We start from the raw sequence: 9,084 nt of genomic DNA, 5'->3' as shown, positions 1-9,084 counted from the left end.
ACACGCGTGATCAGGACCGAGCACGCGGTCAAGTAGCAGGCAGCGGTGAGGGCCACCCCGAGGTGGCCCTCACCGTGCGTCACTCCTGGAGGGAGAGGGCCTGGCTCGGGCAGACGTGCACCGCTTCGCGGGCCTTCTCGACCAGCTCCCCCTGCGGCTGGTCGTCGAGCACGATGACCGTGCCGTCCTCCTCGCTCTGGTCGAACAGCGACGGCTCGGTGAGCACGCACTGACCGGCGCCGACGCACTTGCCGGTGTCCGCGATGATCTTCATGGTCCTCTTCTCCTGTGGTGGTTTGGCAGTTCGTCTCTACCAGGTCACCGGCAGCCGGTACAGGCCGTAGATGGCCGCGTCGTCCTTGAACGGCAGGTCGTCGACCGGCGCGGCCAGCTTCAGGCCGGGGATCCGGCGGAAGAGCGTGTCGAAGACGATCTGCAGTTCCATCCGGGCGAGGTTCTGGCCGAGGCACTGGTGGGGGCCGAAGCCGAAGGCGACGTGGTGGCGCGCGCCGCGTTCGATGTCCAGTTCGTCGGGGTTTTCGAACGCCGCTTCGTCGCGGTTGGCCGCGTAGCCCAGCGCCAGCACGCCCTCGCCCGCCCGGATCAGCTGCCCGCCGACCTCGGCGTCCTCGACGCACAGCCGGGCCGTGGCGGCGTCGACGATGGTGAAGTACCGCAGGAGCTCCTCGACGGCGTCGAGCGTCTTGCCCGGGTCGTCCTTGACCAGGGCCAGCTGGTCCGGGTTCTCCAGCAGCCCGACCGTGCCGAGGGAGATCATGTTCGCCGTCGTCTCGTGCCCGGCCAGGAGCAGCAGGAACCCGGTCGCGGCCAGCGCGGGCCGCCGGTAGGTGCCCTCTTCGCGCAGCTTGACGATCTGCCGGCCGAGCAGGTCGTCCGGCGGGTTGTCCTCCTTGCCGGCGATCAGGTCGCTCATGTAGCCGCGCACGGACTCGACCGCGGCCCGCCGCTCCAGCGGGGGCGTGTCGCGCTTGATCAGCTTCGCCGTCTGGGTCTGGAAGAAGTCGTGGTCGGCGTACGGCACGCCGAGCATCTCGCAGATGACCAGCGACGGCACCGGCAGCGACAGCATCTCGACCAGGTCGCCCGGTTTCGGGCCGGCCAGCAGCGCGTCGATCCGCTCGTCGACGATCTCCTGGATCCGCGGCCGCAGTGCCTCCATCCGGCGCACGGTGAACTCGCCGAGCACGGCCTTGCGGGCCGGCCCGTGCTCGGGCGCGTCCATGGTGATCATGGTGCGCTCGTCGTCCGGCCGCCGGAGGCCCGGCACCAGCTGCGGGAAGTCCGGGTGCTGCCGGTCGGCGCTGAACCGCCGGTCGTTCAGCACGGTCCGGACGTCTTCGTGCTTGCTGACCACCCAGGCCTGCTTGCCGGCGGGCAGCCGCACCCGCGTGACCGGCTCCTCCTCGCGGATCTCGGCGTACGCCGGCGGCGGCGCGAACGGGCAGGTCCGGGTCATCGGGAACTCGTGGACGGCGGTCATGGCGTCCCCCTCACCAGGTCACGGGCAGGCAGTAGAGGCCGAAGATCGACGAGTCGTGCTTGAACGGCAGCTGGTCCACCGGCGCGGCCAGCTTGAGTTCCGGGATGCGGCGGAACAGCGTGTCGAAGACGATCTGCAGCTCCATCCGGGCGAGGTTCTGGCCGAGGCACTGGTGCGGGCCGAAGCCGAACGCCACGTGGTGGCGCGCGCCGCGTTCGAGGTCGAGCTCGTCGGCGTTCTCGAACGCCTCGGCATCGCGGTTGCCGGAGTAGCTGAGGCCGAGCACGCCCTCGCCCGCGCGGATCAGCTGCCCGCCGAGCTCGACGTCCTCGGTGGCCACGCGCGAGGTCGCGAACTCGGCGATGGTGAAGTACCGCAGCAGCTCCTCGACGGCGTCGAGGGTCTTGCCGGGGTCGTTCTTGATGATCGCGAGCTGGTCCGGGTTCTCCAGGAGCGCGACGGTGCCGAGCGAGATCATGTTCGCCGTCGTCTCGTGCCCGGCGATGAGCAGCAGGAAGGCCAGGGAGACGAGGTCGTCGTGGGCGACGTCGCCGTGCTCTTCGCGCTGCTTGAGGATCTGGCGGCCGAGCAGGTCGTCGGTCGGCTCCGCTTCCTTCGTGGTGACCAGCTGGTCGAGGTACGCCTGCAGCTCGTCGACGGCCTTCATCCGGGTTTCCTGGTCGACCTCCCGGTTGAGCAGCGTCGAGCTGCGCACCTGGAAGAAGTCGTGGTCGGCGTACGGGACGCCGAGCAGCTCGCAGATCACCAGCGACGGCACCGGCAGCGACAGCGCCGAGACCAGGTCGGCGGGCTTCGGGCCGGCCAGGACCGCGTCGATGTGGTCGTCGACGATCTGCTGGATCCGCGGCTGCAGGGCCTTCATGCGCTTGACGGTGAACTCGCCGACGACCTCGCGCCGGGCTGAGCCGTGCTCCGGGGGGTCCATGTTGATCAGCGACGCGGTGAAGTTGCTCCGCCGCTGCGGCCGCCCCGACTTGAGGAGGACCGGGAACCCGGGGTTGAACCGGTCGGAGCTGAACCGCGGGTCGGTCAGCATCTGCCGGACGTCCTCCAGCCGCGTCACCGCCCACGCCTCCTGGCCGGACTGCAGGGTGACGCGGTGGACCGGGCCGGCTTCGCGCAGTTTCTCGTAGGCCGGCGGCGGGGCGAACGGGCAGGTCCGGACCAGCGGGAAGGTCTCGTCCCGGGTCGCGGGCTCGGCCAAATCAGTCATTTCGGACCCCCTAAATCGGACGGAAAGTATGCGGAGGATTACATTCCGGTTCTCTTGCCCAAGGTACCGAAGCGGAAGGAAGTCGTCCACTAGGTGCCGCCTACCCATTCGAGGAGGCGGTGTGTGGCCGGTTGGCCGTGCGAGAATCACCCCGCGCGATTCAGCGGAAGGCGAACGGCATGACGGCAGACCCCGAGACCACCCTGCGGGCGGACGCGCGCCGCAACCGCGACCAGATCCTGGCCGCCGCGAAGACCATCTTCGCCGTTTCCGGTCCCGAGGTGCCGATGGAGGAGATCGCCCGCGCGGCCGGCGTCGGCGTCGGCACGCTGTACCGCCGCTTCCCGGACCGCGACGCGCTGGTCCGCGCGGTCGCGATGGACAACTTCGAGCGGGTGCTGATCGACGCGCGGATGATCGCGGCCGAGGAGACGTCGTCGTGGCGCGCGCTGGAGCGGCTGCTGCGGCAGTCGGTGGAGCTGCAGCTGAGCGTGCAGCTGGCGATGGTGTCGCATCGCGCGCTGGTGATCCTCAAGGGCGATCCGGAGGTCCGCCGGCTGCGCGACGAGATCCTGGCGGTCCTCGACGGCTTCGTCGACGGCGCGCAGGCCGAGGGCAAGCTCCGCGACGACGTCGGCTCGGGCGACATCGCGATCCTGTTCGCGACGCTCCTGCGTCAGGCGCGCGCGAAGACGCCGGAGGTGGCGGCGATGGCGGCCCGCCGGTGCGTCGGCATCATGATCGACGGCCTCAGCGCGCGGCCGGGTACCGAGCTGCCCGGCCGTCCGATCACTTCCGGCGACCTCGACCCGGACTGATTTCCCGGTATTCCGTGTTAGGGTTCCGCCTCGTTCTGCCGGAATTGCAGCTGCGGGCGGGAAAATGCGACGAAGAACGCTGGCCGTGTTGTTGGCGATTTCCTTCCCGGTGCTCGCCGGGTGCGGCGGCACGCCCGTCGACGGCGTGGCGGCCGCGTCGCCGCCTGTGCCGGTGACCTCGTCCTCTTCGTCGCCGGCGCCGGTTTCTTCTTCCTCGTCGCCGACGCCTTCGACGTCCCGACCTGCACCTCCGCCGACGCCGACCCCGCCATCGGCCACGCCGGTGCGGAACTGCCGCACCCCGGAGTTCACCACCAGCGACCCCGACGGCGGCTGGACGGACGGCGGCTATTACGTCCACAACAACATGTGGAACGCCGGGGAAGCGGGCCCGGAAACACTGCGCGCGTGCGCGTACGACAACTGGTACGTCGATTCCACCCAACCCGATTCGACGTCGGTGAAAACCTATCCGAACGTGCACAAGGACATCAACAACCAGAACGGCAAACCGTTCAACGACTATTCGGTGATCAAATCGACGTTCGCCGGCCGCGGCCCCGGGGTGGGCATCTACGACGTGGCGTACGACCTGTGGCTGAACGGAGTGGGCAACGGCGCCGGCGTCAGCGAGCTGATGGTCTGGACGGAGAACCGCAAGCAGGTCCCGGCGGGCGACAAGCTGACCACGTACACGGCGGGCGGCTTCACCTACGACGTCTGGGCGGACGACGAGGGGTACGTGGCGTTCGTGTCCCGCTCGACGCAGTATTCGGGCAGCGTCGACCTGAAGGCGATGATCGCCTGGGCGATCGGCAAGGGCCTGATCCCACCCAACCCGACGATCAACCAGATCGGCTACGGCATCGAGTTCTGCTCGACCGGCGGCGGCAAGGCGCGGTTCACGCTGTCGGATTTCTCGGTGACGATGAGCTAGCGGCGCGGGTGGCCAGGTAGGCCAGGTGGTGTGAGGTCGCGAACGCGACCGGTTTGCTGGTGTCGCCCAGAGCCGTTCCGGCGCCCGCCGCCACCGCGTGGATTTCGCCGTCTCCCCAGGAGAAGTCCGGGCCGGCGTAGCCCGCCGATTCGGTCACGCGGCGGCACACGACCCGGAGGGCGCGGCCGCGGGCGGGCTCTCCGCCGTTCTCGTCCGGCATCCGCTCCCGCGAGTAGAGCCACCGGTGCGGGCACGTGTACTTCAGCGCGACGTGCTTGCTGCCGAAGCCCGGACCGGGGACCGGGTGCACGGCGCCGTAGTCGCCGAATCGCAGGTGCCCGGCACCGGCGCGCACCAGGCGTTCCCAGAGCACTTCCTCCGCACGCGGCTGTTCCCAGGTCGCGGTCTGCCCGAGTGTCTTCGGGATCGAACCGGTCAGCAAGGTCGTCGATCCGAAGGTGCCCACCTCGGCGAGGGCGGTCAGGATGGCCGCGGCTCCCTCGACCCGGGCGGTCGTTGCCTCGGCGACGTACTGGAGGTCCACGACGATGTGGATGTCGCCCGGCTCGAGGCCGAGCCGCTCGATGATCCGGCCGAGGGTGTCCCGGTCGGCCGTGCCCGGCCGGATCCGGACGGCGGCTCCGGCCCCCAATTCGGCGCCGAGGCGCCCCAGAGCCGCGGCCGACTGCTCGGTGGCGTCGCTGCGCACCACCGGGACGAACGCGACCGGCCAGTCCTCGTCCAAGAGGTCGGCCGGACCGGCCAGGTGGTCGGCCAGCCGTCCGAGGGCACCACCGGCGCCGAACCCGGGCTGGTCCGCCACGTCGGAGGCGTCGATCCAGCAGCGCCTGCCCAGCCGGTGCAGGTGGCGGGCGATCTGTTCGACGTCGGCGAGCTGATCGGCGGGGTTCTTCCGGCCCGGGTCGAACTGCAGCAGTGGCTGAACCCGCCGGACCTGGGCGGGCCGGACGAGCGCGCGGAGAGCGGCCAGTTCGCCGGCTTTCGCGCGCAGCGCCATCAGCGTCGTGAAGCCGGCGTGAGCCTCCACGGAGCTCCCGATCACGTCGAGTGAGTGCCCGATTACATCGAGCGTAGATCGACCGGGCGCGGCGGAGAATCCACCACAAGAATGAAGGCCACCACCCGCCGGAGCGAGTGGTGGCCTCCGCCGTCGGAACTCAGACGCCCAGTGGGTGCCAGACCGTCTTCGCCTCCAGGTACCGCCGCAGGCGGGTGATGTCCGGCGCTGCCGCCCAGTCCGGCTCCGCGTCCGGGACCGTCAGCACCCTCTTCACCGTGTTCGCCGCTTCGCGGGCAAGCCCCGGGCGGTCCGCCGGGGCCGCTCCCGTCGGGTCCAGCGCGTTGACGTCACCGTGCGAAGCCAGCCATGGGCCCAGCTCGGCCGCCCGGCCGGTCAGGATGTTCGCCACGCCGCCCGGGACGTCGGAGGTCGCCAGGACCTCCGACAGCGTGATCGCCGGCAGCGGCCGCTCCGCGCTCGACACCACCACCGCCGTCGAGCCCGTCGCCAGGACCGGGGCCAGCACTTCCACCAGGCCCAGCAACGACGAGGCCTGCGGCGCCAGGACGCCGACCACGCCCGTCGGCTCCGGGACCGTGAACGAGAAGTACGGGCCCGCCACCGGGTTCGCCGCGCCGAGGACCGTGGCGATCTTGTCCGTCCAGCCCGCGTACCAGACCCAGCGGTCGATCGCCGCGTCCACAATGGCCTCGGCCTTCTTGCCGCCGAGGCCTTCCGACGCCGAAACCTCGGAGACGAACTGGTCGCGGCGGCCCTCCAGGACCTCGGCCACCCGGTAGAGCACCTGGCCGCGGTTGTACGCCGTCGCCGCGGACCAGCCGGGGAACGCCTTGCGCGCGGCCACCACCGCGTCGCGGACGTCCTTGCGGGACGCGTGGGCCGCGTTCGCCAGGAACTTGCCCTTGCCGTCCGTCACCGGGTACACCCGGCCGGACTCCGAACGCGGGAACTTGCCGCCGATGTACAGCTTGTACGTCTTGGCGACGGAAATCCGGTCAGACATTCAGGTACGCCTCCAGCCCGGTGCGGCCGCCTTCGCGCCCGAAGCCGGATTCCTGGTAGCCGCCGAACGGGGCGGCGGGGTCGAAGCGGTTGAAGGTGTTGGCCCAGACCACGCCGGCGCGCAGCTGGTTCGCCATCCACAGGATCCGGGAGCCCTTTTCGGTCCAGATGCCGGCCGAGAGCCCGTACGGCGTGTTGTTCGCCTTCGCGACGGCCTCGTCCGGCGTGCGGAACGTCAGCACCGACAGCACCGGGCCGAAGATCTCCTCGCGGGCGATCCGCATCGACTGGTGGACGTTCGCGAACACCGTCGGGGCGAAGAAGAACCCGCGGTCCGGGACCGGGCACGGGCTGGTCCAGCGCTGCGCGCCCTCGGCGTCGCCGGACTCGACGAGCCCGCGGATCTTCGCCAGCTGCTCGGCGGAGTTGATCGCGCCGATGTCGGTGTTCTTGTCCAGCGGGTCGCCGATGCGCAGCGTCGAGACGCGGTAGCGCAGTTTTTCGAGGACCTCTTCGGCGATGGACTCCTGGACCAGGAGGCGCGAGCCCGCGCAGCAGACGTGGCCCTGGTTGAAGAAGATGCCGTTGACGATGCCCTCGACGGCCTGATCGAGCGGCGCGTCCTCGAACACGATGTTCGCCGCCTTGCCGCCCAGTTCCAGGGTCAGCTTCTTCGCTGTGCCCGCGACCTGGCGCTGGATCGCCTTGCCGACCTCGGTCGAGCCGGTGAAGGCGATCTTGTCGATGTCGGCGTGCTCCACGATGGACGCGCCGATGTCGCCCGCGCCCGGGAGGATGTTCACCACGCCCGGCGGCAGCTCGGCCTGCTGGCAGATCTCGGCGAAGACGAGCGCGGTGAGCGGCGTCGTCTCGGCCGGCTTCAGGACCACGGTGTTGCCGGTGGCCAGCGCCGGGGCGATCTTCCAGGCCAGCATCAGCAGCGGGAAGTTCCACGGGATGATCTGCCCCGCGACACCGAGCGGCTGCGGATTCGGGCCGTAGCCCGCGTACGCCAGCTTGTCGGCCCAGCCCGCGTGGTAGAAGAAGTGCGCGGCAGCCGTCGGGACGTCGGAGTCGCGCGACTCCTTGATCGGCTTGCCGTTGTCCAGGCTCTCCAGCACGGCGAGCTCGCGCGAACGCTCCTGGATCAGCCGCGCGATGCGGAACAGGTACTTGGCCCGCTCGGTGCCCGGCATCTTCGACCACACGGAGTCGTACGCCTTGCGGGCGGCCTTCACCGCGGTGTCCACATCGGACTTCGACGCGGTGCCGACCTCGGCGAGGACCTCTTCGGTGGCCGGGTTGATCGTCTTGAGCGGCTCACCCGAGCCGTCGACGAACTCGCCGTTGACGAACGGCTTGTAGGAGTCCTTCAGGTTCGCGATGGCGCGCGATTCGGGCGCCGGTGCGTACTCGAAAACAGGCATCAGTCCACCGTCACGTAGTCGGGGCCGCTGTAGTGGCCGTCCACCTGGGTGCGGCGCTGCAGCAGCAGGTCGTTGAGCAGGCTGGACGCGCCGAAGCGGAACAGGTCCGGGGTCAGCCACTGCTCGCCGGCGACCTCGTGCACGGCGACCAGGTACTTGATCGCGTCCTTCGTGGTCCGGATGCCGCCCGCGGGCTTGACGCCGCGCAGCTCGCCGGTCTGGACGTGCCAGTCGTGGACCGCCTGCAGCATGATGTGCGTGACCGGCAGCGTCGCGGCGGGGGAGACCTTGCCGGTGGACGTCTTGATGAAGTCCCCGCCGGCCAGCAGCGCCAGCCACGACGCGCGCCGCACGTTGTCGTAGGTCGCCAGCTCGCCGGTTTCGAGGATGACCTTCAGGTGCGCGTCGCCGCAGGCTTGTTTCACCGCGCGAATCTCTTCGAAGACGGCCATGTACCGGCCTTCGAGGAAGGCGCCGCGGTCGATCACCATGTCGACCTCGTGCGCGCCGGCCTCGACGGCGATCTTCGTGTCGGCCAGCTTGATCTCGCGGCTGGTGCGCCCGGCGGGGAAGCCGGTGGCGACGCTGGCGACGTGCACGCCGCTGCCCTTCAGCGCTTCGACGGCGGTGGCGACCAGGTCGGGGTAGACGCAGACGGCGGCGACGCGCGGGGTGTCCTGGCGTTCCGGATCGGGGCGGACGGCCTTCGCGGCCAGCGCCCGGACCTTGCCCTGGGTGTCGGCGCCCTCCAGGGTGGTCAGGTCGACCATGGAGATGGCGGTGTCGATGGCCCACCGCTTGGCGTCCTTCTTGATGCTGCGCGTGCCGAGGCCCGCCGCGCGCTGCTCGACGCCGACCTGGTCGACACCGGGCAGCCCGAGCAGGAAGCGGCGCAGGCTCGCGTCATCGCGAGTCGCGTCCACCAGCGGCGCCGGGGTGGCCGGCGCCGCTGACGTGCTGGTCGTGGCTGTCATGCGCCTGAGTCTAGGCGGCGGGTCCGACAGTGCGCGGCGTCCGGCAGTGGGTCACCCGGTGTGACGCTCCAGGCTTCTCGTGTCACCTGCGTCAAGCGCCCCAATGTGGCGTTGGTTGCGTCTGACGCACCGAACGCCACATTGGGGCG

Annotated in this window: 9 protein-coding genes; 2 read left to right on the top strand and 7 right to left on the bottom strand. The window is 70.3% G+C overall.

All coding sequences use genetic code 11. From position 1 onward, the window contains the following. Positions 1-79: 79 nt before the first annotated feature. Genes ACWDN5_RS45195 through ACWDN5_RS45185 form a run of 3 tightly spaced genes read right to left on the bottom strand, consistent with a single transcriptional unit; the run spans position 80 to position 2,735 of the window. On the bottom strand, positions 80-274 hold the full coding sequence (locus ACWDN5_RS45195; protein WP_013222786.1) for a ferredoxin: 195 nt from the start codon (positions 272-274) through the stop codon (positions 80-82). Positions 275-310: 36 nt separating this feature from the next. Next, positions 311-1,501, bottom strand: a complete 1,191-nt coding sequence (locus tag ACWDN5_RS45190) for a cytochrome P450 (RefSeq protein WP_310971085.1) — start codon at positions 1,499-1,501, stop codon at positions 311-313. Positions 1,502-1,511: 10 nt separating this feature from the next. Continuing rightward, complete coding sequence (locus ACWDN5_RS45185) at positions 1,512-2,735, bottom strand: cytochrome P450 (protein ID WP_449680610.1); 1,224 nt, start codon at positions 2,733-2,735, stop codon at positions 1,512-1,514. 179 nt (positions 2,736-2,914) lie between these two features. Here ACWDN5_RS45185 and ACWDN5_RS45180 point away from each other — a divergent pair, with 179 nt between their 5' ends. Both ACWDN5_RS45180 and ACWDN5_RS45175 read left to right on the top strand, forming a co-directional pair. Beyond that, the gene (locus ACWDN5_RS45180) at positions 2,915-3,553 is read left to right on the top strand and encodes a TetR/AcrR family transcriptional regulator (protein WP_310971083.1); all 639 of its coding nucleotides are present in this window, start codon (positions 2,915-2,917) and stop codon (positions 3,551-3,553) included. Between the two features lie 64 nt (positions 3,554-3,617). Next, positions 3,618-4,490 carry a GH12 family glycosyl hydrolase domain-containing protein gene (locus ACWDN5_RS45175; protein WP_449680609.1) on the top strand — a complete coding sequence of 291 codons (873 nt, stop codon included), beginning with the start codon at positions 3,618-3,620 and terminating at the stop codon, positions 4,488-4,490. Here the strand turns inward: ACWDN5_RS45175 and ACWDN5_RS45170 are convergent. The 4 genes from ACWDN5_RS45170 to deoC all read right to left on the bottom strand — a co-directional run bounded on the left by ACWDN5_RS45170 (position 4,456) and on the right by deoC (position 8,935). Continuing rightward, positions 4,456-5,538, bottom strand: a complete 1,083-nt coding sequence (locus tag ACWDN5_RS45170; protein WP_449680608.1) for a beta family protein — start codon at positions 5,536-5,538, stop codon at positions 4,456-4,458. The two genes, ACWDN5_RS45175 and ACWDN5_RS45170, sit on opposite strands and share 35 nt — an antisense overlap. A gap of 130 nt (positions 5,539-5,668) precedes the next feature. Continuing rightward, entirely contained in the window at positions 5,669-6,535 is an 867-nt protein-coding gene (locus ACWDN5_RS45165) for an aldehyde dehydrogenase family protein (RefSeq protein WP_449680607.1), read from the bottom strand. Continuing rightward, entirely contained in the window at positions 6,528-7,961 is a 1,434-nt protein-coding gene (locus tag ACWDN5_RS45160) for an aldehyde dehydrogenase family protein (RefSeq protein ID WP_449680606.1), read from the bottom strand. The genes ACWDN5_RS45165 and ACWDN5_RS45160 overlap by 8 nt, the downstream gene beginning before the upstream one ends. Next, a complete protein-coding gene (gene deoC, locus ACWDN5_RS45155) occupies positions 7,961-8,935 on the bottom strand; it encodes a deoxyribose-phosphate aldolase (RefSeq protein WP_310971078.1) in 975 nt (324 codons plus the stop codon). The genes ACWDN5_RS45160 and deoC overlap by 1 nt, the downstream gene beginning before the upstream one ends. Between the last annotated feature and the right edge of the window lie 149 nt (positions 8,936-9,084).

It is taken from the genome of Amycolatopsis sp. NPDC003731 (assembly GCF_053586895.1).
Note: the sequence above shows the minus strand (reverse complement) of the source record. Positions and strands in the feature narration are given on the sequence as shown.

Coding starts and splice junctions, on each gene's coding strand:
- ACWDN5_RS45160 (WP_449680606.1), bottom strand. CDS start 7,961: ATGCCTGTTTTCGAGTACGCACCGGCGCCCGAATCGCGCGCCATCGCG.
- ACWDN5_RS45165 (WP_449680607.1), bottom strand. CDS start 6,535: ATGTCTGACCGGATTTCCGTCGCCAAGACGTACAAGCTGTACATCGGC.
- ACWDN5_RS45190 (WP_310971085.1), bottom strand. CDS start 1,501: ATGACCGCCGTCCACGAGTTCCCGATGACCCGGACCTGCCCGTTCGCG.
- ACWDN5_RS45185 (WP_449680610.1), bottom strand. CDS start 2,735: ATGACTGATTTGGCCGAGCCCGCGACCCGGGACGAGACCTTCCCGCTG.
- deoC (WP_310971078.1), bottom strand. CDS start 8,935: ATGACAGCCACGACCAGCACGTCAGCGGCGCCGGCCACCCCGGCGCCG.
- ACWDN5_RS45195 (WP_013222786.1), bottom strand. CDS start 274: ATGAAGATCATCGCGGACACCGGCAAGTGCGTCGGCGCCGGTCAGTGC.
- ACWDN5_RS45180 (WP_310971083.1), top strand. CDS start 2,915: ATGACGGCAGACCCCGAGACCACCCTGCGGGCGGACGCGCGCCGCAAC.
- ACWDN5_RS45175 (WP_449680609.1), top strand. CDS start 3,618: ATGCGACGAAGAACGCTGGCCGTGTTGTTGGCGATTTCCTTCCCGGTG.